We start from the raw sequence: 24,543 nt of genomic DNA, 5'->3' as shown, positions 1-24,543 counted from the left end.
CCATTTTAACAAATTAAAATCTTAATACTATTAACCATTAAAAACTTAAAAAAAAATGAAGAAAATTGGGCTTTTAATTGTAATGTTTATTTCGCTTGTTTCTTGCTCTAATGATGACAATAGCAATAAACCGACAGAGAGTTATCACGGGAACTGGATTCTTACAAGAATGGGCATTAGTAATCCTGCAGCTAATTCAATAGATGTTTTAAAATGGCAAGAATCGTATACTTTCAACTCTAATAATACATTTTCTAAAACAAGAAAAAGAGACGGTAAAATTACTGCCATTTCAGGAACCTATTCTGTAGTAAAAACGGCAGAACAGACAAAATTTGAGTTAGTTTATGCTAAGGAAAGTGATATAATTGGCAGCTGTACTTCAAAGACAAAAGAAAATTTATATATCATTAATGAAATTGGAAGTTTATACAATACTTGGAATGCTTGTGATGGTCCTGTGTTGGTATACGATAAAGTAAAATAATTTAATGCTTACTAATTCAGATTGTTTTGAAGCTCCGTTTTTGACGGAGTTTTTATTTTGCCGTCAGTATAATTTTATTAAATAAAGATAATTGTTAGATTTGTTTGACTATTTTAAGATATAAGCCCCTGTTATGATTAAAGAAGAAAAAGTTCCTTTTGAAACAATGGTATTTTGTGGTGTAACCTTTAAAGTGATTAACCGACATGAAGCGCATACTATCATTGGAGATCTTACCGATTTCAACAACCAGAAAATCTACAATGTTTTTGAAGACACTTGGCGTTTTCCTGATTATGAAGAAAATCCGATATTTCTTTTAGCAGAAAATGATGTGGAAATGGATTTGTTTGAGATGGATTTCAGTACCGAAGAACATCCAGATATTTTCATTTTAGGTTTTATTTTTAAAGGAAATCTAACGGTTGCACAACTCATCAGTTCTTATGATACTGATAATTCTCCTGCTTTAATCGTTTTAGGAAAAACCACAACTGTAAATATTAATTTGTTCGGAAGCGTTCATTATTTGGGTGGCGGTCTGCAATGCGACACACTTGCTGGAGAATACAATCATGGAGAACTTTTTGTAAAAGGAGATCTTACAGCATGGCTGATTTACAGCGATGATATGCTGTTTCATTTTGAGCGTTTTACAGACGTTCAGGCCATTATCAGTGCCAACAGACCCGATATTCTAATTTGCAGTAATGTTCAAGATACCGACGGATCTATTATAACTGTTGAAAATTATCTGCCTTCAACGCATAAATTATCTGATATTGTAGAAGATTCTTTTGTCGAAAATTCAGATTATAACGAAGAAATATTAGGCAATAATTATTTAGATGTTTTTAAAGAAGGTCTTTCCATCTTAGATTACGACAAAAAGGATAAATATATGTATGCTGATTTCCGAAATCAGTTTATTAATATGGTCGAAGTTCTGTCTGAAACTGAAGAACTGAAAGAAAACGGAAAAATCGTTAGACACATCTCAGGAACAACGTATTTATTTATTCCGTTTGATTATGAAGGGAAGAAATATAGTCAGATTTCGGAAGAAATTTCGAATGGTTTTGGCATCAGAATGCGTGCGTTATGGTGTCATGAAGATCAAGAAATCATGCTTATTCTGGAATATCTTGACGAAAATGGAGATCCAAAATACCAATGGATGAATGATGAAAATGCTCCCGGAATTGAACTTTTCTGCGTAAAAAATGCTGTCATGAGAACTTTTGAAATATTAACGGCTGAAGTTGTTGAGGATGACGACGAAGAAGATGAAACAGAATTTTCGGATTACAATAATAGATTTTCATTGGAAGAATATGCCTCTCAATTTGGCAATCATACACTGCCAGAAGATTTAGTTAAACTCTATGGATTTGAACAGGAATATGGCGTAGAAACGTATTCAGAATGTTTTGGACTTACCATAACTGATGATAAAACGGGTATAAAAACTTGGTCTGAAGATGAAGAATTCTATAATAGTTTTATCGAATTTGCTGGTGCAAACGGTTCGGGAAGCTCCTATGCCTATTGGATTATTGATAAAGATTTAAATAATTGTCCAATTGTTGTTTTTGGAGATGAGGGCGGTGTTCACATTGTAGCAGAAAACACTCAAAAACTGATTCAGCTTCTAACATTGGATACCGAAATTTCTGTTGATTTTGATAAAGCGTATTTTTATCAAGACGAGGAATATTACGAAGAAAGCGAAAATAAGAAAGAATTTCGCGAATGGGTTAAAAAAGAGTTTAATTTGGACGCAATAGATTCTAACGAAGAAGCAGATGAAATCGTAGAAGAAGCACAGAGAAAATATAAACAAAAGTTTAACGACTTTTTAGTAAAGTTTGGCATTGAAATCAGTGAAGAAGATGAATAGTGTTTTTTATCTTTGAAAAAAAATAGAAAAATGAAAACACATTTAGCGCTTTTACGCGGAATCAACGTTTCTGGGCATAATATGATGAAAATGGAAGCTTTGAAAGCAATGCTGGAGAATCTTGGCTTTCAAAATGTACGAACGTATTTGCAATCTGGAAATGTTTTTGTGGATAGCGAAGAAGAAGCTTCTAAAGTTGGTTTCATGATTAAACAGGAAATCTTTAAAGTTTTCGGGCACGAAGTCCCTGTTGTGATGATCACCAAAGAAAACTTGGAATCGTGTTTTGCCAATAATCCGTTCTTGAAAGAAAAAGACATTGATATGAAAAAACTATATGTTGCTTTTGTTTCAATGAATTTGAAAAAGGAAAGTATAAACGATTTAAAAATAAGCCAATTCAAGCCAGACGAAGCCAGCATTGATGAAAATAGAATTTTTATTAAATATGCTGTTGGCGCTGGAAAAACTCGTTTTGACCAAAAATATATCGAGAAAAAACTAAATGTAACAGCAACAATTCGCAACTGGAATACGGTTACGAACTTGCTTAAAATGTATAATGAGTAATGAGAAAGTTTTTTTTTATGATGTTCCTTTTAGGACTAAGCTCAGTAACTCTGGCTCAAACCTCAAAAGCAACTTCGGAAGATTTTAATGAGTTTTTTAAGAAATTCAATGCAGATGCTAAATTTCAAGTTAGCAGAGTTATTTTTCCGCTAAAGTACAAAGCAAACAATGATGATTTTGAATTGACAGATTACACAATGGCTAAAGAAGGGTATAAAGTTCTTCATCTTAATAATAAAGGCGATGAAAAATATTTAAAACGCACATTGTTAGTAAAGAAAAATAAAGTCACTCTTGAACAGCGCGGACTCGATAACGGAATTTATATTGATTATATTTTTGAATTAAAAGATAATAAATGGTTCTTGAAAACTTTTGACGATCAATCGACTTAATGTTATTCTCGAATCCATTTTTGCATAGCTGGAAAAGGCATTTTTTGTTCTTTTTCAGCTTTTTCTTTTCCAAGACACATTCCCATCCATTCCAAAAGAGGCAAACCCATATAATTTTCTGAAGTAAAATTTGAAATAAACCATTCAGAACTACCTTTATAACCATTTGGATGGAATACGAATTCAGGTGAAAGCTTTAAATGGTTTAAAGCCGCATAAGACCATAAAATTGCAGCAATTTCGTCGCCTTGAGTTGGCCAATCTTTAGAGATTTCTACGGTTCCGACTAGTTTTCTTTCAGATGGAATCGTTACAGCAAGATGCCCGGCTTCATGCAGAATATCACCAGGATATAATAATTTATTGTAATCAATATAAATGCAGTTAGGACCTAATTCTAATCCTGGCAAAAAAGTTTCTCCAAGCTCTTTTTTAATAATATCAATTCCAATTTCTTTCAGAAAGAATATTACTTTTTTTACTTCATCATTTTCTTTTAAATCCATGTTAGTTTGTTTTTAAAATATTTTTCTTGATGTAAATAGTATCTGCATGATGTAACGCTCCTTTTTTCATTCCGCCTCCAAAAGGCTGCATAAATTGAATGTTTTGAGGCTCGTAACCTTCTTTTTGTATAGGTTCATTTACAGACAAAGTAGGCGCTTCAAAACCAAAAAAAGTAAATTGGCGATACCGTTTTTCTTTTAATGAAAAAGAACCGTTTGACTGAGTTAAAGTCTCGCCAACTTTACAGTTTTCAATAGGCTGTTTCGTTTCCGCATCATAAATGTATCCTGTTATTTGAGGTCTCTTGCATCTGTTGACCAAGCAGCTTTGGAAAGATAAAGAGATAAAAACAACAAATAAGAGCCTAAACAATAATTTCATTTACTTTTTAATTAAATCACAATACCAAAATCCAAAATCGAAAGCTGTGTCATCATTAGTGTCACAGGCTGTATTTGATGAATCTTGCTTTTTTGGCTTTTCATATTTTCTATAAACAATCTCTCCAATTTCAAAATCAATAGGTTTAGAGAATATTGGTCCATCAAAAGTAAAAGTATGAAATTCACCATTTTCACCGCAGACATCAACATTTTCAGGTAAATCATTTATAAAATCTTGGTCGATAATTCTGCCTGCAAAACTTTTATCGAGATATTTTTCGTTTACACAAACCACAATGGTTTTGAAACCCAATGAAATAAATTCTTGAATTAGATTCTGTGTTGGTATTTTCCAAATCGGAAAAACACCTGTTAATCCAATTTTTGCCAATTGATTTTGGCGGTACTGACGCAAATCTTCCAAAAAAATATCTCCAAAAATAGAATGGGTTATGCCTTTTTGCTTTAGTTCGGTTAACGTTTCAGTCATCACTTTTTCATAAACTTCCATTGTAGGCATTTCGGGTACTTCTAGAATTTTTAACGGAATTCCAATGCTCTGCGCTTGTTGGTGCAGTAATTCCACACGGATTCCGTGCATCGAAATTCTTTGATATTGCTGGTTTACGCTTGTCAATAAACATTCGATTTTAAAATCAGTATTTTGGAGTGTTTTGTATAAAGCGAGAGCAGAATCTTTTCCGCTGCTCCAGTTAAATAAGGCTTTTTGAGGTTCAGACACGATTTGGCATTTTAATACTGTAAACATACAAATTTCATTCTATTTGTAAAGGAAACCTTTGTAACTTTGGGAATTTACACGCCTATTATGATGTTATTTAGAGATAAATTTAAAACCGATTCAAATAGATTGCAAAATTGGGATTATTCTAGTGAAGCAGTTTATTTTATTACAATAGTTGCAAAAGATAGAAAATGTATTTTTGGTAATGTTGAAAACGAAAAAATGATTTTGAATGAAAATGGAAAAATTATTGAAAGGGAACTTTTAAAATCAATTAAAATACGTAAAAATTGGTTTTTTCATAATTGGGTTATCATGCCAAACCATATCCATTTGCTAATCGAAATTCAAGACACCCACCATATCGTAGAGATGCATTGCAGTGCGTCTGCGTCCAGTTTATCCGCTACGGAAAACAATATCGTAGATGCGCATTTGTCGCCCCAGCATATCGTAGAGACGCACTGCAGTGCGTCTACGCCCAGCATATCCGCAACGAAAAAAATTACGGAAAAATCTTTGTCGACATTCGGACGTGAGACGCACTGCAGTGCGCCTCTACAGAACCGACCTAATTCAAAAAATAGTTCTGATGAAAATCTAATTCAAAATCAATCATCATCTAAACTATCTCGAAAATCCAATTCTATTTCATCATTTGTTGCTATTTTTAAATCAATTACAACCAAACAAATAAACGGTGTAGAATCAATTTGGCAAACTAATTACCACGATCACATTGTTAGAAATTATAAAACGTTTGAAAAGATTTATGATTATATAAAACATAATCCGATATCTTGGGAAACAGATTCTTTAAAATAAATTTTCAATGAAATACATTTTTCTATTATTTACCAGTTTTCTATTTGCTCAGCGAACGCAATACGTTGATTTTAAATCGGTTTCGGGGCAATTGTCTATAAATCCAAAAGATAAACTGATTTCTGGAGCTGTCGATTTTCAATTTGAAGTATTGCAGGATACGGATACAATTTCGCTTGACGCTAAAAATATGTCATTTTCGAATGTAAAAGTCAATGAAAACGAAATTATGTTTGTTAATACCAATAAAGAATTAAAATTGGTTTTTCCGTTTAAAAAAGGGCAAAATCATTTGACATTCAATTACACAGCAAAACCAAAACAAGCGCTTTATTTTGTTGACATGGGAAATGATGAAGTGCAAATCTGGACACAAGGGCAGGGCAGATATACAAGCAATTGGTTTCCGAGTTTTGACGATGTAAATGAAAAATTGATTTTCAATTTAGGGATTTCTTATGATAAAGATTATCAGGTGGTCGCTAACGGAGTTTTAAAAACAAAAACTGCAAATGGAAATCTGAATCATTGGCAGTTTGAAATGGAAAAACCAATGAGTTCCTATTTATTGATGTTGGCCATTGGAAAATTTGATAAAAGAGAATTTAAATCTAAAAGCAAAATACCTTTAGAATATTATTACGAACCAAAAGACGCAGATCGTTTTGAACCAACGTATCGGTACTCAAAACGCATTTTTGATTTCCTTGAGAAAGAAATCGGCGTAAAATATCCTTGGAAAATCAACAGACAAATTCCAGTTAGAGACTTTTTGTATGCCGGAATGGAAAATACAACTTCGACTCTTTTTGCAACTCGTTATGTGGTAGATTCAACTGGTTTTTGTGATCGAAATTATACGAATGTAGACGCTCATGAATTAGCGCATCATTGGTTTGGAGATCTTATTACCGCCGAAAGCAGCACGCATCATTGGCTTCAAGAAGGTTTTGCCACTTATTTTGCGCTACTTGCAGAAAAAAACATTTATGGAGAAAATTATTTTTACTCTAAATTATACGACACAGCGCAACAAATAAAGTTTGCGTCTCGAACGGACACAATTCCTGTATTGAATGCGAAAGCAAGTTCGCTTACGTTTTACGAAAAAGGCGCTTGGGCATTGTTTGTTCTGCACGAATCAATTGGCGATAAAGCGTTCAAAAAAGCAATTAAAAGCTATCTGAACAAATATGCTTATCAAACTGTAAACACACAGAATTTCTTTGATGAAATTAAAAAAGTTTCCGATTTTGATTTGGAGAAATTTCAGAAAACTTGGCTGGAATCGACTGCTTTTGATACGCCGATTGCAAATGCATTATTGAGCAAAAACAAAGCGATTCAAAAGCGGCTTGAAATCGATAAACTGAAAAAAACACCTTTTGCAGAGAAAAAAGATATTTTGAAATCTACTTTAGAATCTGATGTATATCAATCAGTAAAAGAAGCCGTTGTCGATCAATTGGAAAATGAAAAATACGAAGACAAAAAAGCTCTTCTGCTTTTGGCATTGCAGACTAATAACATCAGAGTCCGTCAAAATCTGGCTGGATCTCTAAGTAAAATTCCTGAAGATTTTAGAGCAAATTATGAAACGCTTTTGGATGATAGATCATATCAAACACAAGAAATAGCACTTTATTGGCTGTGGCGAAACTTTCCAGATCATAGAACAGAATACTTGGATAAATCTAAAAATTGGATTGGCTTCAACGATTACAATTTAAGGACTTTGTGGCTTTCTCTTGCTTTGTCAACGCCAAATTACAGTAGCGATACCGATTCTCTAGCAAATGAACTGATTGCATTTTCATCAACAAAATATGAAGCGACAACTAGACAAAATGCTCTGGAAAAACTGATCGCTTTTAAAATTATTAATGATCATGTTTTGAGTAATTTAGTCGGCGCTACAACGCATCATATGTGGCAGTTTTCAAAATTTGGAAGAGATACAATAAGACTTCTGTTAAAAAATCCTGAAATGCGTGCTTCTTTTAATAGAATTTTACCTAATTTGACACCCGATGAACAGTTCCAATTGAATCGTTTGTTGAATGAATAAATATTAGAGTGGATAGATAAAAGAAGCAAGAAGAAAGATAATAAAAGCAAGACGCGAGACTTAGAAAAGAAGTTAAAAATGTCTTTCTTCTTGCTTCTTTCCTCTATCAAGTCTCAAAAAAAATATCCCAAAAAAACAAAACCTACATTACATTACAATTTATGAGAGCATTGGTTATTTCAGGTGGTGGCAGTAAAGGCGCATTTGCTGGCGGTGTTGCCCAATATTTAATAGAAGAAAAAAAACACGAATACGATTTGTTTATAGGGACTTCAACAGGAAGTTTGCTGATTCCGCATTTGGCTCTAGGTCATATTAAAAAAATCCATTCTGTTTATACCAATGTTACCATGTCGAGTATTTTTAATATTTGTCCATTTGTGGTAAAAACTAAAGATGGCGTTGATATTGTGACTATTAATCACTTTAATGTATTACGTCAATTCTTTAAAGGAAAACGTACTTTTGGCGAAAGCAAAGGGCTGAAAAAGTATATTCAGAATAATTTTTCTCTTTCTGATTTTAATAAACTCAAAAAACTAAAAACTGATGTTATCGTTACAGTTACCAATTTCACTAAAAACGAATCAGAATATAAATCGGTAAAAGACTGTACTTACGAAGAGTTTTGCGAATGGTCATGGATATCCAGCAATTATGTTCCTTTTATGAGTTTGGTCGAAAAAAACAACTGTGAATATGGCGACGGAGGATTTTCGAGTTTAGTGCCAATTCGTGAGGCAATTAACAGAGGAGCTACAGAAATAGATGTTATTGTGCTTGAAACAGAGGTTAATACGACGAAAACAGTAATTGGAAAAAATCCGTTTTCATTAATGATCGATTTGTTCCGAATTGCTTTAGATCAAGTTGAAAAACATGATATTGCTATAGGAAAACTTATGGCAAACAATAAGAATGTGAAATTAAACTTATATTATACTCCGATAAAATTAACTGATAATGCCTTGATTTTTAATAAAGAAGTAATGAAAGAATGGTGGGAGCAAGGTTATGAATATGCTCAGAATAAATCGGAAGTTATGAGTGATAATAAGATTCTGATTTGATATTTTAGAATGCAGATTTTAGATTTTAGATTGAATGTTTTAAATCTGAACTCTAAAATCTACAATCTAAAATCTGCAATATTTATTTAATACCAAAGTTCAGCAACCTCAGATTTAATAAAACTCAAAGCAGCATTACTTGGCGATTGTTTTTCTAATAAATCATTTAAGATTACTTCACGAAGTTTATCAGCATTTTCCACTTTATCGCTCATAGCTGCTTTACGAATCATTTGGATTGTTGCATTTTTGGCAGTTGTAATGATAGTCCAGCATTCTTCAGACATATAAATCTGCTGTGTTAGATTGTGCTCAAATTCCTGTTCGATTTGGTCAATTACGTAATTTTCGTAATCGTGTTTATTCTGAGAAATAGGAGAAAGTCTAATTAACAATTTTGTCAAGTTAATACGTTCTAAAAACAAAGTCATACGCTCGTATGCTTGTAAGCGCACAGGAAGAGATTCTTTGTGTGCTTGCTTGTTTAATAAAAAAGTACGCTTTCTGTCATTGTTTTTAATGTGTAATTCAAAGAAACGATACGCTACAACTCCTGTAACTAAGGCTGGTAAAGTATAACTCGCAAGTTCTATAATTTTGTTGAAATCCATTGGAATAATTTTTAAGCAAAAATATACTTTTTGATCAAAAATCAACTTTAAATTTATAGTAATAAACAAAAAGGAAGACGTACTTTAGCAACTTGTTTTTACTGAGACTGAAATATCTTTTTAATGGATTCATACATAATACTTTTTCTTTGTCTAGCGGCTTTTGCGGCTGGTTTTATTGATGCAATTGTTGGCGGCGGCGGATTAATCCAGACGCCAATGGGACTAATTTTATTGCCAAATCTTCCTGTTTCGACTGTTATTGGGACTTTAAAAATTCCAGCTTTTAGCGGAACTGCTTTTGCTGCTTTTCAATACTTAAAGAAAGTAGTTATTCAATGGAAATTGCTAATTATAATGATGTGTCTGGCCGTTCCTTCTGCATTTTTAGGTTCTACGATTTTGACCTTAGTAAGCAATGATTTTATGAAGCCGCTTTTATTGGTGGTTTTGTCTCTGCTGTTTGTATATACGTATGCAAAGAAAAATTTCGGACAACATGTTGCAAAAGATCATTCTGCAGTAACTCAAATTATGTATGCAGTTGTTATTAGTATCATTGTTGGATTTTATGACGGATTTATTGGTCCAGGAACAGGAAGTTTTTTTGTTGTCGCTTTTATTGCACTTCTAGGTTTCGATTTTCTTCACGCTTCCGCGAATGCTAAAATGGTAAATCTGGCAACCAATTTCGGTTCGATTTGTTTGTTTATGATGAAAGGAAAAATCATTTGGGCAATCGCTATTCCAATGGCAATTAGCAACGGACTTGGCGGTTGGCTTGGAGCAAAATTAGCGATAAATAAAGGCAACGGATTTATTAGAATTTTCTTTTTGATTGTGGTTGTGGGAACATTGATTCGATTTGCTTACGATGTGTTTTTTAAATGAGATGCTAAGTTGCTAAGATACTAAGGTTCTAAGTTTTCTTTTTTTAAATTATGGTTGAAGTTGTCTTTTGTAGTTATAAAATGATTATTTTTGTATCATTATTTGAGAATTAGAATTATATATAATGATAGAAATAGTCGAAAATTACGAGAAATACATTGATAGCTTACCTGAACTAATTAATAAATCGTATTATAAAGCTGAATTTTTTATGCAGAAATTGGGCTTAAAGCATGCTACATATTACAGGAAGTTAAAATCAAAAACATTCACACATCAGGAAGTGAAGTTGATAACTAAATTATTGTTTCCAGAAGAACTGTTAATCGAAGAATTAAAGAAAGGTGAGGAAGATATAAGAGCGGGTAGAACTATTGATTTTGATGATTTTAAAGAGAGATTAAGAGCTAAGTATAATATCTAAATCGACAGGATTTCTCTTGTTGTCCCAAAACAAAATGATGTATAAAATTTGATTTTCAATTTTGTAGAAAATATATACTTGGTTTGATAACAAGAATTTTCGATAACAAGTTTTTTTATATCTAGAACCAATCTCATTATTTTGAATAATCATTTCTATAGTTGAGATAGTTTTTTCTGAGAAAATTTTTGCTTTTGAATCACTGAATCTATCAATAATAGAGGAATATGTTTTTTCGGCGATTTCCGTTAGTTTTACAATCATTATTTTCCATGAAGTTTTTACAAATATAATATTTAAGATTTTTCTTTCAAAATGTTTTTAAGATGCCTTTTCTTTGTTTCTAGTCCCGATTGAGGTGGTATCCTCGTAGCGGAGCGGAGAGATATAGCCGAAAGCGGGAAACCATGACTGAAAAAATGCCTTTTGTTTGGCTTCAAAAAAACAAAAAACTTAGCATCTTAGAACCTCAGTATCTTAGTAGCTATTTAAAGTATTAATTCTTATTTTTGCCTAAAAGGAGAAAATTACATGCAGAAATATATTGACCAGCTCAACGAAGCGCAGAGAGCGCCTGTTTTAAAGAAAGACGGGCCAATGATTATTATTGCTGGTGCAGGTTCGGGAAAAACCCGTGTTTTAACAATTAGAATTGCTTATTTGATGTATCAGGGAATTGATGCATTCAATATTTTGTCGCTTACTTTTACCAACAAAGCGGCAAGAGAAATGAAGCATAGAATTGCAGATATTGTGGGAGCATCTGAGGCTAAAAATCTTTGGATGGGAACGTTTCACTCTATATTTGCGCGTATTCTTCGTGCAGAATCAGAACTTTTGGGATATCCTTCCAATTTTACCATTTACGATTCTCAGGATTCGGCGCGATTGATTTCTTCGATTATCAAAGAAATGCAGTTGGATCGTGATATTTATAAACCAAAACAAGTTTTAGGACGTATATCAAGTTACAAAAACAGCCTGATTACAGTAAAAGCGTACTTCAATAATCCTGAATTGCAGGAAGCAGATGCGATGTCTAAAAAACCTCGATTGGGAGAAATTTATCAGCAGTATGTGGAGCGCTGTTTCAAAGCCGGTGCAATGGATTTTGATGATTTGTTATTGAAAACCAACGAATTATTGACCCGTTTCCCAGAGGTTTTAGCAAAATATCAAAATCGTTTCCGTTATATTCTGGTTGATGAGTACCAAGATACAAATCACTCTCAGTATTTGATTGTTAGAGCTTTGTCTGATAAGTTTCAGAATATTTGTGTGGTTGGAGATGATGCACAGAGTATTTATGCTTTCCGTGGTGCGAATATCAATAACATTCTAAACTTCCAGAAAGATTACGAAGGTGTAGTGATGTTTCGTCTGGAGCAAAATTATCGTTCTACAAGAAATATTGTGGAAGCTGCCAATACGGTTATGGATCACAACAAAACGAAACTGGATAAAGTGGTTTGGACAGCAAACGAATTTGGACCAAAAATTAAGGTTCATAGGAGCTTGACAGACGCAGAAGAAGGTCGTTTTGTAGCCAGCACTATTTTTGAACAGAAAATGCAACATCAATTGCATAATGGTTCATTCGCGATTTTGTATCGTACCAATGCGCAATCGCGTGCCATGGAGGATGCGTTGAGAAAGCGCGACATTCCGTATAGAATTTATGGAGGATTATCATTCTACCAGCGCAAGGAAATTAAAGACGTTTTATGCTATTTGCGTTTGGTTCTAAATCCTAAGGACGAAGAGGCTTTGATTCGTGTTATTAATTATCCAGCTCGTGGAATTGGAGATACCACTATTGAAAAATTGACTATTGCTGCCAATCATTACAAACGTTCGATTTGGGAAGTGATGGTGAATATCGATAAAATCGATTTGAAACTGAATGCGGGTACAAAGAATAAACTGAAAGATTTTGTGACGATGATTCAGAGTTTTCAGGTTATCGATCAGAATCAGGATGCTTTTTATTTGACAGATCACGTCGCTAAAAAGACAGGATTAGTTCAGGAATTGAAGAAAGACGCTACTCCTGAAGGAATGGCAAAAATTCAGAATATCGAAGAGCTATTAAACGGTATTAAAGATTTTACTGAGGGACAAAGAGAAATTGATGGGGCAAGAGGCGCACTTTCTGAATTTATGGAAGATGTGGCTTTGGCAACAGATTTGGATAAAGATACAAATGACGAGGATCGTGTAGCTTTAATGACTATTCACTTGGCAAAAGGATTAGAGTTTCCTCACGTTTTTGTGGTGGGAATGGAAGAAGATTTGTTTCCAAGTGCTATGAGTATGAGCACTAGAAGTGAACTAGAAGAAGAGCGTCGATTGTTTTATGTGGCCTTAACTCGTGCAGAACATCAGGCTTATTTAACCTATGCGCAATCTCGTTACCGTTGGGGAAAACTGACAGACAGTGAACCATCTCGTTTTATTGAAGAGATTGATGGGCAATATTTAGAGTATTTGACACCTGCCGAAACAAATTACCGTTATAAATCGCCAATTGATGGTGATATTTTTGGAGACGTCGATAAATCAAAACTAAGACTAAGCAAACCGGTTGGAGGAACTCCTCCTGCTCATATTACTAAAAATGAGCCTAAACCAGATTTAAATATTCGTAAATTAAAACCTGTTTCTGGAAATGCACCAAGTAATGGCAATTCGAATTTATTTGATAGTAAGCTTACCGTTGGAAATATTGTAATGCACGAACGTTTTGGAAAAGGTGAAGTAATTAATCTTGAAGGAGCAGGTGCAGACCGAAAAGCAGAAATTAAATTTGAAGTAGGCGGAATTAAGAAATTGTTGTTAAGATTTGCTAAATTAGATGTCGTAGGATAAAAATATTGTTTCAAGTTTCGAAAACATTTGTCACTCTGAGCGGAGTCAAAGAGCTTTTCAACTAGAGGACTTCGACTCCGCTCAGTCTGACAAACTTGAAACATGAAACAAACAAAAACTTGAAACAAAAAGATATGGCAGAATTTATAAAAATATACCCAGACAAACCTAGTGAAGCCGCAATTGCCAAAGTGGTAAAAGTGCTTCAGAATGGAGGTTTGGTAATTTATCCAACAGATACAGTTTATGGTTTAGGTTGTGATATTACCAATTCACGAGCATTGGAGAAAATTGCTAAAATAAAGGGAGTAAAATTAGAGAAAGCCAATTTTTCTTTTATTTGCCATGATTTGAGCAATTTATCAGATTATGTTCGTCAGATTAACACATCAACTTTTAAAATCTTGAAAAGAGCATTGCCGGGGCCATATACTTTTATTCTGCCTGGTAATAATAATCTACCAAAAGAATTTAAAAAGAAAACGACAGTTGGTATTCGTGTTCCAGATAACAATATCATATTAGAAATTGTTCGCCAGTTAGGAAATCCTGTGGTTTCCACTTCTATTCGCGATGAAGATGATGTAATAGAATATACCACAGATCCAGAGTTAATTTTTGAAAAGTGGCAACATCTTGTAGATATGGTGATAGATGGTGGCTACGGAGATAATGTGGGATCAACAATTATTGATCTTTCTGAACATGAACCAGTTATAGTAAGAGAAGGTAAGGGTGATATTGATATTTTGTAAAAAAATACACTAAAAGTATAAAAGTACAAAAAATAATGAGTAACTTTATTATGTTAAAATTTAGTTAGTTACTTAAAGATAATGTTATTCTTGATTTTGCGTTTAATTGATTAATTAAAATAAGAATTAAGAATACATAAAAGCAGGTCAATTGACCTGCTTTTTCTGTTTTATAGTATGTAAAACCAAGGATTATTTTGCTTGTTTTTTCATTTCTTTTTCAATCATATCATAGAATTGATCGATTTTTGGCATAACTACGATACGAGTTCTTCTGTTACGAGCTCTATCTTCAGCGGTATCATTAGAAACTAATGGAACGTAAGAGCTTCTACCAGCAGCAATTAATTTAGCTGGGTTAACACCAAGATCGTTTGTTAATACACGTACGATAGAAGTAGAACGTTTAACGCTCAAATCCCAGTTGTCTAAGATAATACCGTTGCTTTTGTATGGTACGTTATCAGTGTGGCCTTCAACCATACATTCGAAATCAGGTTTGTCGTTAACCACTTTAGCAACTTTTCCTAAAACTGTTTTCGCTTTGTCGCTTACTTCATAGCTACCGCTTTTGAATAATAATTTATCAGCGATAGAAATAAATACAACTCCTTTTTCAACATTGATTTCGATGTCTGGATCGTTGATTCCAACTGCTCCTTTTAAGCTTGTAACCAATGCTAAAGTAACGCTGTCTTTTTTAGTTAAAGCGTCTTGAAGTCTAGCGATTTTTAAATCTTTTTCTTTTAAACTTTCAAGAGATTTTTCAAGGTTTTCAGCACCTTTAGTAGTTAAGATAGTTAAATCTTTAGAACTATTGATTAGATCTTGATTATGTTGTTTGTAGCTTTCAGCTGTAGCAGCTAATCCAGCTTTTTCTTCTAAGCACGTATTTAATTTTACAGTACATGAGTTTAACAAATCTTGAGTCTCTTTGTTTTTAGCTTCCAACTCAGCATATTTCTTTTTAGAAACACATGATGTTAGGGCCATTAATACTGATAGTGCGATAACTATTTTTCTCATAAATTTAATTTTAATTAGACTTGAATTACAAATTTAGTTTTTAATATTTTGAATACTGTTAAAGATTTCTTTAAATAAGGTCAATTTTCTTATATAGTAAAGGAAAACGACGCTTTTTACCATATAGTATTGCTGTATTTGAAAATCTTTTCTTTTTCCGAGATATTTTAAAGATAAGCAATAAAATGAAAAATGTGCCTTTAAAATGGCAAAAGTATGCCCAAACTTGCCTTGTGTAAGAAAACGTATACCGGCAACTCCATCCAAAATCATGCGGAAGAAAATCACCCAGAATAATCCTCTTTTTGGCAGATTTTTGACCATCATTAACAATGAATTTCTAAAATTCAAATAGGTTTTCTTCGGATTTCCTTGCTGTAATGTTGCGCCGCCAACGTGGTAAACAACAGTTTGCGAATTGTATTTTATAATATGTCCTTCATTTGCAGCTCTCCAGCATAAATCTATTTCTTCCTGATGCGCAAAGAAGCTTTCGTCAAATCCACCTAACTCGTGGTAAACATTTTTTCTGATAAAGAAACAAGCGCCTGAAGCCCAGAATAGTTCGATGTTGTCGTTATATTGTCCGTTATCTTTTTCGACTGTGTCAAATATTCTCCCTCTACAGAAAGGAAAGCCGTATTTATCAATAAAACCACCAGCGGCTCCTGCATATTCAAAATACTCCTTGTTTTTAAAATCAAGAATTTTAGGCTGAATAATGGCAGTTTGTTTTTCTTTTTCGAAAGTATCAAGTATTGGTTTCAGCCAGTTTTCGGTAACTTCGATATCTGAATTTACCAATGCGTATATTTCTGCATCAATATGTTTTAAGGCATCATTATAGCCTTTTGCAAAACCATGATTGCCAGAGTTCTTTACAATTTTTACGGTAGGGAAATTCTCTGTAACAAACGCAACAGAATTATCCGTAGAATCATTGTCGGCAACATAAATTGTTGCGCCTTCTGAAAACCGAATAACAGAAGGTAAAAATTGCTCAAGCAATTTTACTCCGTTCCAATTTAAAATGACAACTGCTATCTTATCCAAAAGTATTCTAATTATTTATTCTTTATAAATGGTTTTCTTTATAGTCAGGCAGGCTTCTTAAAAACTCATATCGTTCGTTTTCAAAATCCATCTGACAGTAAAAATGGTTTAGTCCGTTTGTGACTTTCAAAAACCGTGCCTGCATTGTCATATTGTAACGCGCAATTTGATCAAAAGTTGCTTGAGAGATTTTGACTTCAGGTGCTTTACATTCTACCAATATATGTATAGAACCATCTGAGTTAAACACAACAACATCATATCGTTTTCGTAATCCATTGACAGTTAAAACTTTCTCTACGTTAATAAGTGATTTTGGATATTTTTTTTCATGCATGAGATAATGAACAACGTGCTGACGAACCCATTCTTCTGGAGTAAGAATTATAAATTTTTTCCTGATTTCATCAAAAATAGACACTTTATTTTCGCTATTTTTGAATCGGAAAGTGTAAGTTGGGAAATTTAGTTTAAGCATAAAGCAAAAATAAAAAATAGTTTGAGGTTTCGTATCAACTTGAAACTTTAAACTTGAAACAAATTTTAAATGGACGAAGTAGTAAAAATTGTTAATGATATAAAAGCCGGAGATATTAAACCGATTTATTTTTTAATGGGTGAAGAACCATATTATATAGATAAGCTTTCGGAGTATATTGAAGAGAATGTTTTGGCTGAAGAAGAAAGAGGTTTTAATCAGACAGTTTTATATGGAAGAGATGTATCAGTTGATGATATAATTTCAACGGCCAAGCGCTATCCTATGATGGCTGAGCGTCAGGTTGTTATCGTGAAAGAGGCGCAGGATTTATCTAGAACAATTGACAAAATCGAATCTTATGTCGAAAACCCGATGCAGACCACGGTTTTGGTTTTTTGCTATAAATACAAAACGCTGGATAAACGTAAAAAAGTTACTAAGCTTTTAGGGCAGAAAGGCGTTGTTTATGAAAGCAAAAAATTATACGAAAATCAGGTTGGAGACTGGATTAAACGTGTTTTAGCTGGAAAAAAATATACGATTGATCCCAAAGCAAATGCTATGCTTGTAGAATTTTTAGGGACAGATTTGAGTAAAATCAATAATGAGCTGGAGAAACTACAGATTATTTTACCACAGGGGACAATGATTACAGCCGAGCACATTGAAGAAAATATAGGTTTCAGTAAAGATTACAATGTATTCGAACTTAGAAAAGCTATTGGAGAACGCAATCAATTGAAAGCTTATAAGATAGCGGAAAATTTTGCCCATAATCCGAAAGAATATCCTCTTGTTATGACTACAGGATTGGTATTCGGTTTTTTTGTTCAGCTTCTAAAATACCATGGATTAAAAGATAAGAGTCCTAAAAATGTGGCATCAGCACTTGGAGTGAATCCGTATTTCTTAAAAGAATATGATTTGGCAGTAAAAAATTATCCAATGCGAAAAGTAAGTCAGATTGTTGGTGCTTTACGAGATATTGATGTTAAGAGTAAAGGGGTGGGAGCTAACGCATTACCTCAATCTGATCTATTAAAAGAAATGCTATATAAAATTTTTAATTAAGCCGTTAAAATTCACGATATTTGCCTTTCTAAAAAAATTGCATTAAAATATTTATAAACTATGGGAATGAATAAAAATACCATTTTAGGATGGGCTACTTTAATAATGGTGCTTATGGGATTGTTGCTTATAGGTCTTGGAATCTTTAGATACAGTGATGTGTCAGGTTGGGGATTTGGTGCTGTTGGAGTTGGTTTTTTTGCAAATGCCTGGGTATTCAATGCTTTAAAAGGCAGAGTTTAATTTAAATAGCGGCAATATTAATCTCAAATCTAATTAAACAATTAAAATAAAATATAAAAATGTCAGACGATAAGAAAGTAATTTTCTCAATGCAGAAATTGAGTAAAACCTATCAAGGAGCAGACAAACCGGTTCTTAAGAATATTTACCTCAGTTTCTTTTACGGAGCTAAGATTGGAATTTTGGGACTTAACGGTTCTGGAAAATCTTCACTTTTAAAAATTATTGCTGGAGTTGATAAAAACTATCAAGGAGATGTAGTTTTTCAACCTGGCTACACAGTGGGATATCTAGAGCAAGAACCGATTTTGGATGATTCTAAAACAGTTATCGAAATTGTTCGTGAAGGTGCGGCTGAAACTATGGCAGTTTTAGAAGAATACAATCAAATTAATGACTTATTCGGTCTTCCAGAATACTACGAAGATCAGGATAAAATGGATAAATTGATGGACCGTCAGGCAGCTTTACAAGACAAAATTGATGCGCTTGGTGCTTGGGAAATCGATACAAAATTAGAAATCGCGATGGATGCGTTGCGTACTCCAGAAGGAGATACGCCAATTAAAAACCTTTCAGGAGGAGAGCGTCGCCGTGTAGCATTATGCCGTTTGTTATTGCAACAGCCAGACGTATTGTTATTAGATGAGCCTACTAACCACCTTGATGCTGAGTCAGTTCTTTGGTTAGAGCAACACTTAGCACAATATTCTGGAACTGTAATTGCGGTAACGCACGACCGTTATTTCCTTGATAATGTGGCAGGTTGGATTCTTGAGTTAGATAGAGGAGAAGGTATTCCATGGAAAGGAAACTATTCTTCTTGGTTGGATCAAAAATCAAACCGTTTGGCTCAAGAAGAAAAAGTAGCTTCTAAACGTAGAAAAACTTTAGAGCGTGAGTTGGAGTGGGTTCGTCAAGGTGCAAAAGGTCGTCAGACAAAACAAAAAGCGCGTTTGCAGAACTACGACAAATTATTGAATGAAGATCAAAAACAATTGGATGAGAAATTAGAGATCTACATCCCGAATGGTCCACGTTTAGGAACAAATGTTATTGAAGCCAAAAATGTTTCTAAAGCTTTTGGAGATAAATTATTATATGATAATCTGAATTTTACTTTGCCACAAGCAGGTATTGTTGGAATTATCGGACCAAACGGTGCTGGTAAATCTACTATTTTCAAAATGATAATGGGAGAAGAAACTACTGATAGCGGAGAATTTACGGTTGGTGATACTGTAAAAATTGCTTACGTAGATCAGTCGCACGCCAATATTGATCCGAATAAATCTATTTGGGAAAACTTTGCAGATGGTCAGGAGTTGATTATGATGGGAGGTAAGCAGGTAAATTCAAGAGCTTACTTATCTCGTTTCAACTTTGGTGGTGGAGAGCAAAACAAAAAAGTATCAATGCTTTCTGGTGGAGAACGTAACCGTTTGCACTTAGCGATGACTTTGAAAGAAGAAGGAAACGTACTTTTACTGGATGAGCCTACAAACGACCTTGACGTAAATACACTTCGTGCTCTTGAAGAAGGTTTGGAGAATTTTGCCGGTTGTGCTGTAATTATTTCTCATGACAGATGGTTCTTGGATAGAATTTGTACACACATTCTAGCTTTTGAAGGAAATTCTGAAGTTTATTTCTTTGAAGGAAGTTTCTCTGATTACGAAGAAAACAAAAAGAAACGTCTTGGTGGTGACTTAACTCCAAAACGTTTGAAATACAGAAAATTGATCAGATAAGAATCTGAAAAGTTTAAATATAAAAAATCCTAAATTCCAATTGATGCGAATTTGGGATTTTTTGTTAATACATAGTATTTCATTTCGACGAAGGAGAAATCTCCACGAGAAGCTTGAAGATTGGGTTTTCGTTACGGAGTTACTTGCGAAGATTTCTCCTTCGTCGAAATGACAATATTGTGGAAAATTGGAATTTGGAATTTCAGAATTTGGAATTTCTCTTAAAGAAACTTCTTTTTCAGCTCCGGATTTGGAATCATACAGCTTTCTTTTTTGCCATACCAATTGTATCTGTTTTTTGCGACATAATCATAAATTCTGTCACTAATAAAAATGGGTAAAATTCTAAAAATTGGAGTGAGTTTCCAAAAGCCTCCGAAATTTTTAGCAATTTCAATAATTGCAGAAGATTTATAAAAATAAGCTGTTCCAGGATCATATAAAATTATACTGTCCATTTTTGAAAAACTGATTCCCAAATGTTTGCAAATCGAAATTCCTAAATCAGATTGTAATGCGACAAATCTAAAAATATCTTTTTGGTCATGTTTGATAATGTATTGAACCGCCGAACTGCAGAGATTGCAAACTCCGTCAAAAAGAATAATTTTTTTATTTATGGGAAGGCTTTCCATTTTATGGCTTTAAAAGTAAAACTTTATAAAAGTTATATATAATATAAATAAATTAATTTTATCTATCGAATTTTATTTTTGCATAAATTTAATAAATTAAAAACAGCTTTCATAAATTGCTCTAAATCGATTTAAAAATAATGCCGACCTACTTTTGTGTAATTTTTAAAACAATCGCTTAAATCGCTTTATTTTGATTTTGGCGTTTTTTGATCAATTTTTTATAGTGAAAACTGTCACTGCGACTGAAAACTTTATTTCTTAATAGCTTCTACCAATTCCAATTCGTCCAAGCTTACTTTCGAAGTAAAAATGCCATAATTTACAGTTGCTTTATTTTTTTCGATTAAGTCTATGCTTCCAACCGATCTGCCATCGAGCATTCTTACTCGGTCACCAACTTTTAAAATAGGTTTAGGTTTTTCTACAACAGGTTTAAGTTTTTTCTCTTTTTTCTCTTTTCGAATTTCTTCAACTTTTACCTGTACTTCGGCAATAATCTCTTTTTGTTTTTCAACTTTTGCTTTTACTTCTTTTGGAGTTGCTTTTTTACGTTTTGAATTTTCAATCTCAACAATTTTCAAAAATTCGCCAATAAGTTCTTTTTTGTTTTTGTTGTTGAAATATTTCTCGGCAATATCATCAATTTTTTGTCCGATGTAAATTATTTTCTGATTACTGTCGTATAATTCTTGATAGCTTTCCAGTTTTTGCTGAATCTTGGTATTGATGGTTTCCATCTTTTTGCTTTCCTCACGCGCGCGAGTTTCTTCTTCTTTTAAATTGAGAGAAGTTTTTTCAAGCTTCGATCTTTCTTTTTGAAGATTGGCAATGGTTTTATCAAAACGGACTTTTCCAACTTCAATTTTCTTTTTCGCACGATTAATCAATCCAAACGGAATTCCATTTTTTTGTGCCACTTCAAAAGTAAAAGAACTTCCTGCCTGACCAAGAGCCAGTTTGTACATTGGCTCAAGAGTTTTTTCATCAAACATCATGTTCGCATTTGTTGCGTATGGTAATTCGTTTGCCAAAATTTTTAAATTCGCGTAATGCGTTGTGATAATTCCAAAAGCTTCACGATGATAAAATTCTTCCAAGAAAATTTCAGCCAAAGCACCACCCAGTTCAGGATCAGAACCTGTACCAAATTCATCAATCAAAAACATGGTTTTTCGATTACATTTCTTTAAAAAGTAATTCATGTTTTTTAAACGATAGGAATAAGTACTTAAATGATTTTCAATAGATTGGTTGTCTCCAATATCGGTTAAGATTCTGTCGAACAAGAAAGTTTCGCTTCTTTCATGAACCGGAATTAATATTCCTGATTGCAGCATTAATTGCAATAATCCAACTGTTTTTAAAGAAATAGTTTTTCCTCCAGCATTTGGGCCAGAGATTACAATAATTCTGTTTTCTTGTTTCAGTTCAATCGTCTGCGGATGCGTAACTTCTTGTTTTTGCTTGTTAGTCAAATACAAAATCGGATGATAGGCTTCTCTAAAAAACAATCTTCTTTCTTCTGTAATTGCTGGTAAGATTCCGTTAATGCGATTTGCATACTTTGCTTTTCCAGCAACAACATCAATATCACTTAAAAAGTCTTGATATTCAATCAATAAAGGAAGATAAGGACGAATTACATTGGATAAATTCTTCAAAATTCTCGTAATTTCTTCTTTCTCTTCATATTCTAAATTCGCTAATTCACGAGAATATTTTAAAGTAGCTTCAGGTTCAATGTAAGCAATGCTTCCAGTCTTGGAACTTCCTAAAATTGAGCCTTTTACTTTACGGCGATACATGGCTAGCACCGCTAAAACTCTACGGTTTTGAACAAAACTCTCTTTAATATCGTCCAAATAACCCAAGCTATTGTATTGAGTTAAAGCCACACCAAAACTTTGGTTTACTTTTCCGCGAACCAAATTCATATTTTGGCGAATTCCAGACAGAGTAGGAGAAGCATTGTCTTTTATTTCTCCATATTTGTCTACAATTGCATCAATTGCTGTTATAATATCTTTGGTTAATTCTACGCGAGAAGCTCTTGCATTTAAATTTGGATAATAATCGTCAAACTTTTTTAAGAAATTCAACAAGACATTTGTAGTCGCAGAAAGATTGGCAATTTTTCTAAAACTTCCAACTTCCAGAAAACTGTCTTCGATGGCAAGAAACTTAATTTCATGCGTTATAGCGTCAAATCCGTGATTCGGAATGGCGTTGTTATTTTGAAAAGAAGACACATACTCTGATGTCTGCATCAAAGCTTGCATTAATTCTTCTTTATCTCTAAATGGTTTTATTTGTAAAGCCTTTTCTTTTCCAATATCGGTGTTGCAACCATCAGATATGGTTTCGAGAACGGTTGGAAATTGTAAGTCTTGTAACGTTTTTTCGGTAATACTGATCATTTAATTTCTTTATGAAAGCAAAGACAAAAGTACGAAAACAATCATGAATTGTGAATTATGACTTATGAATATTAATGATAAGTTATGAATTATGAATTATGAATTATAGTTTTTAGTTTACTTAGCTTTGGACTTTGGACTTTTTTGATTTTAAGTATTTATTTCAGAAATTCGCATAAAAAAAAAATTATGGACGTAAAAATGCATTCTTCTTGGAAGCCTGTTTTGAATGAAGAATTCGAAAAACCATATTTCAAAGATTTAATTGAATTTGTAAAATCGGAATATGCGACAAAAGTTTGCTACCCAAAAGGGAGCCAGATTTTTTCTGCTTTTGATCATTGCCATTTTGATGAAGTAAAAGTGGTTATTATTGGGCAAGATCCTTATCACGGACCAAATCAAGCAAATGGTTTGTGTTTTTCTGTGAATGACGGAATTCCTTTTCCTCCTTCGTTATATAATATCTTTAGAGAAATCGAAACGGATTTGGGTAAACCGCTGCCAAAAACTGGAAACTTGGAGCGTTGGGCAGACCAAGGTGTTTTTCTCTTAAATGCAACTTTAACCGTTAGGCAATCTGAAGCGGGGAGCCATCAAGGAAAAGGTTGGGAAAAATTTACAGATGCTGTCATTAAGCAAATTTCTGCTGAAAAAGAAAATGTTGTTTTCTTGCTTTGGGGTGGTTTTGCTCAAAAGAAAGCTTCTTTGATCGATGCATCAAAACATCATATTTTAAAATCGGGACATCCTTCGCCTTTGAGCGCCAATAGAGGTTTTTGGTTTGGAAATAAACATTTCAGTCAGACTAATGATTTCTTGAAAGCGAAAGGATTGAAAGAAATTGAGTGGTAAGTTTTTTAAAGCTACAAAGGTTCAGAGTTGCAAAGTGTCAAAGAGAAAAAACTTTGCGTCTTTTTGATTTTCGAGAAATATTTTTATAAAAGAAAACCCAATAACTGTTTTGTTATTGGGTTTCTTTTTATTTTTTGACAATTTCTTCTAAAACAGCTTTGTTTTCGTAATTCACTACTTTTAAAATAATCTCTTGATTTTTAACCGTTTTTCCTTCAATGATGTATAGTTTTCCGCCTTTTGAAGGAACATTGCTTTGGTCAAAATCCACATCTCCGTAAGTTAAGGTGTTTTTGATATCTGCTGTGTCAACCCATTTTTCGTTTAAAGTCTGAACAGCTTTTGGAGAATATTGAAATGGTTTTGTTCTAAGATTGTTTAAAACTCTGGCATTTGGAAAATAATTGCATCGGGTGTCTTTTCCGATAAAAAATCCTGATACAATAAAACATCCCATAACGAGACCAATCAGGTAATATGCAAAACGATGTACGAACTTCATGAAATAA

General features: G+C 33.3%; 25 protein-coding genes. 15 read left to right on the top strand and 10 right to left on the bottom strand.

Annotated elements, in window-relative coordinates:
• Positions 1-55 precede the first annotated feature (55 nt).
• The 4 genes from GR162_RS05925 (at position 56) to GR162_RS05910 (ending at position 3,352) form a co-directional block, all read left to right on the top strand.
• Positions 56-487: a hypothetical protein gene (locus GR162_RS05925; protein ID WP_160781353.1), complete on the top strand. Its 432-nt coding sequence runs from the start codon at positions 56-58 to the stop codon at positions 485-487.
• Between the two features lie 133 nt (positions 488-620).
• Positions 621-2,387 (top strand): hypothetical protein, encoded by a 1,767-nt coding sequence (locus tag GR162_RS05920; protein ID WP_202393902.1) that lies wholly within the window; start codon positions 621-623, stop codon positions 2,385-2,387.
• A gap of 30 nt (positions 2,388-2,417) precedes the next feature.
• On the top strand, positions 2,418-2,957 hold the full coding sequence (locus tag GR162_RS05915) for a DUF1697 domain-containing protein (protein ID WP_008463998.1): 540 nt from the start codon (positions 2,418-2,420) through the stop codon (positions 2,955-2,957).
• Positions 2,957-3,352, top strand: coding sequence for a DUF4348 domain-containing protein (locus tag GR162_RS05910; protein WP_160781352.1), 396 nt, complete (start codon positions 2,957-2,959; stop codon positions 3,350-3,352). The genes GR162_RS05915 and GR162_RS05910 overlap by 1 nt, the downstream gene beginning before the upstream one ends.
• Before the next feature lie 2 nt (positions 3,353-3,354).
• Here the strand turns inward: GR162_RS05910 and GR162_RS05905 are convergent, their stop codons facing one another.
• From GR162_RS05905 to GR162_RS05895, 3 genes are read right to left on the bottom strand one after another with little or no spacing between them, the layout of a single operon-like run.
• Positions 3,355-3,858, bottom strand: coding sequence for a hypothetical protein (locus GR162_RS05905; RefSeq protein WP_160781351.1), 504 nt, complete (start codon positions 3,856-3,858; stop codon positions 3,355-3,357).
• Between the two features lies 1 nt (position 3,859).
• Positions 3,860-4,240 carry a carboxypeptidase-like regulatory domain-containing protein gene (locus GR162_RS05900; protein WP_160781350.1) on the bottom strand — a complete coding sequence of 127 codons (381 nt, stop codon included), beginning with the start codon at positions 4,238-4,240 and terminating at the stop codon, positions 3,860-3,862.
• Positions 4,241-5,011 (bottom strand): diphthine--ammonia ligase, encoded by a 771-nt coding sequence (locus GR162_RS05895; protein ID WP_160781349.1) that lies wholly within the window; start codon positions 5,009-5,011, stop codon positions 4,241-4,243.
• A gap of 63 nt (positions 5,012-5,074) precedes the next feature.
• Between GR162_RS05895 and GR162_RS05890 the strand changes: the two genes are divergently transcribed.
• From GR162_RS05890 to GR162_RS05880, 3 genes are all read left to right on the top strand, one after another.
• Positions 5,075-5,812 (top strand): transposase, encoded by a 738-nt coding sequence (locus GR162_RS05890; protein WP_160781348.1) that lies wholly within the window; start codon positions 5,075-5,077, stop codon positions 5,810-5,812.
• Between the two features lie 7 nt (positions 5,813-5,819).
• Positions 5,820-7,880 (top strand): M1 family metallopeptidase, encoded by a 2,061-nt coding sequence (locus tag GR162_RS05885; RefSeq protein ID WP_160781347.1) that lies wholly within the window; start codon positions 5,820-5,822, stop codon positions 7,878-7,880.
• Between the two features lie 161 nt (positions 7,881-8,041).
• The gene (locus tag GR162_RS05880; RefSeq protein WP_160781346.1) at positions 8,042-8,950 is read left to right on the top strand and encodes a patatin family protein; all 909 of its coding nucleotides are present in this window, start codon (positions 8,042-8,044) and stop codon (positions 8,948-8,950) included.
• Positions 8,951-9,036: 86 nt separating this feature from the next.
• On the opposite strand, the gene GR162_RS05875 is transcribed toward GR162_RS05880, so the two are convergent.
• Entirely contained in the window at positions 9,037-9,561 is a 525-nt protein-coding gene (locus tag GR162_RS05875) for a hypothetical protein (protein WP_160781345.1), read from the bottom strand.
• Between the two features lie 123 nt (positions 9,562-9,684).
• On the opposite strand from GR162_RS05875, the gene GR162_RS05870 reads away from it, so the two are divergent.
• From GR162_RS05870 to GR162_RS05855, 4 genes are all read left to right on the top strand, one after another.
• Positions 9,685-10,452, top strand: coding sequence for a TSUP family transporter (locus GR162_RS05870; RefSeq protein WP_160781344.1), 768 nt, complete (start codon positions 9,685-9,687; stop codon positions 10,450-10,452).
• Positions 10,453-10,576: 124 nt separating this feature from the next.
• The gene (locus GR162_RS05865) at positions 10,577-10,876 is read left to right on the top strand and encodes a hypothetical protein (protein ID WP_160781343.1); all 300 of its coding nucleotides are present in this window, start codon (positions 10,577-10,579) and stop codon (positions 10,874-10,876) included.
• A 531-nt stretch (positions 10,877-11,407) separates the two neighbouring features.
• A complete protein-coding gene (locus tag GR162_RS05860) occupies positions 11,408-13,744 on the top strand; it encodes an ATP-dependent helicase (protein WP_160781342.1) in 2,337 nt (778 codons plus the stop codon).
• 134 nt (positions 13,745-13,878) lie between these two features.
• Positions 13,879-14,499 carry an L-threonylcarbamoyladenylate synthase gene (locus GR162_RS05855; RefSeq protein ID WP_066035223.1) on the top strand — a complete coding sequence of 207 codons (621 nt, stop codon included), beginning with the start codon at positions 13,879-13,881 and terminating at the stop codon, positions 14,497-14,499.
• A gap of 192 nt (positions 14,500-14,691) precedes the next feature.
• On the opposite strand, the gene GR162_RS05850 is transcribed toward GR162_RS05855, so the two are convergent.
• From GR162_RS05850 to GR162_RS05840, 3 genes are read right to left on the bottom strand one after another with little or no spacing between them, the layout of a single operon-like run.
• Positions 14,692-15,525, bottom strand: a complete 834-nt coding sequence (locus tag GR162_RS05850; RefSeq protein WP_008464017.1) for a flagellar motor protein MotB — start codon at positions 15,523-15,525, stop codon at positions 14,692-14,694.
• A gap of 33 nt (positions 15,526-15,558) precedes the next feature.
• On the bottom strand, positions 15,559-16,578 hold the full coding sequence (locus tag GR162_RS05845; RefSeq protein WP_160781341.1) for a glycosyltransferase: 1,020 nt from the start codon (positions 16,576-16,578) through the stop codon (positions 15,559-15,561).
• A 22-nt stretch (positions 16,579-16,600) separates the two neighbouring features.
• A complete protein-coding gene (locus tag GR162_RS05840; protein ID WP_008464020.1) occupies positions 16,601-17,056 on the bottom strand; it encodes a type I restriction enzyme HsdR N-terminal domain-containing protein in 456 nt (151 codons plus the stop codon).
• A gap of 69 nt (positions 17,057-17,125) precedes the next feature.
• Here GR162_RS05840 and holA point away from each other — a divergent pair, with 69 nt between their 5' ends.
• The 3 genes from holA to ettA are packed head-to-tail and all read left to right on the top strand — an operon-like array spanning position 17,126 to position 20,124.
• Positions 17,126-18,130 carry a DNA polymerase III subunit delta gene (gene holA / locus GR162_RS05835; protein ID WP_008464021.1) on the top strand — a complete coding sequence of 335 codons (1,005 nt, stop codon included), beginning with the start codon at positions 17,126-17,128 and terminating at the stop codon, positions 18,128-18,130.
• A gap of 60 nt (positions 18,131-18,190) precedes the next feature.
• On the top strand, positions 18,191-18,373 hold the full coding sequence (locus GR162_RS05830) for a CAL67264 family membrane protein (RefSeq protein ID WP_008464023.1): 183 nt from the start codon (positions 18,191-18,193) through the stop codon (positions 18,371-18,373).
• A 59-nt stretch (positions 18,374-18,432) separates the two neighbouring features.
• Positions 18,433-20,124 carry an energy-dependent translational throttle protein EttA gene (gene ettA, locus GR162_RS05825; RefSeq protein WP_160781340.1) on the top strand — a complete coding sequence of 564 codons (1,692 nt, stop codon included), beginning with the start codon at positions 18,433-18,435 and terminating at the stop codon, positions 20,122-20,124.
• 221 nt (positions 20,125-20,345) lie between these two features.
• Here ettA and GR162_RS05820 read toward each other — a convergent pair whose 3' ends face one another.
• Positions 20,346-20,759 (bottom strand): thiol-disulfide oxidoreductase DCC family protein, encoded by a 414-nt coding sequence (locus GR162_RS05820; protein ID WP_160781339.1) that lies wholly within the window; start codon positions 20,757-20,759, stop codon positions 20,346-20,348.
• Between the two features lie 254 nt (positions 20,760-21,013).
• Entirely contained in the window at positions 21,014-23,179 is a 2,166-nt protein-coding gene (locus tag GR162_RS05815; protein WP_066034678.1) for a DNA mismatch repair protein MutS, read from the bottom strand.
• A gap of 189 nt (positions 23,180-23,368) precedes the next feature.
• On the opposite strand from GR162_RS05815, the gene GR162_RS05810 reads away from it, so the two are divergent.
• Positions 23,369-24,034 carry a uracil-DNA glycosylase gene (locus GR162_RS05810; protein ID WP_160781338.1) on the top strand — a complete coding sequence of 222 codons (666 nt, stop codon included), beginning with the start codon at positions 23,369-23,371 and terminating at the stop codon, positions 24,032-24,034.
• Between the two features lie 127 nt (positions 24,035-24,161).
• On the opposite strand, the gene GR162_RS05805 is transcribed toward GR162_RS05810, so the two are convergent.
• Entirely contained in the window at positions 24,162-24,536 is a 375-nt protein-coding gene (locus GR162_RS05805) for a DUF4258 domain-containing protein (RefSeq protein ID WP_160781337.1), read from the bottom strand.
• Positions 24,537-24,543: the final 7 nt, after the last annotated feature.

This window comes from Flavobacterium sp. HBTb2-11-1 (assembly GCF_009826975.1).
Taxonomy (GTDB): domain Bacteria; phylum Bacteroidota; class Bacteroidia; order Flavobacteriales; family Flavobacteriaceae; genus Flavobacterium.
This window is presented reverse-complemented; position numbering and strand designations above follow the sequence as displayed.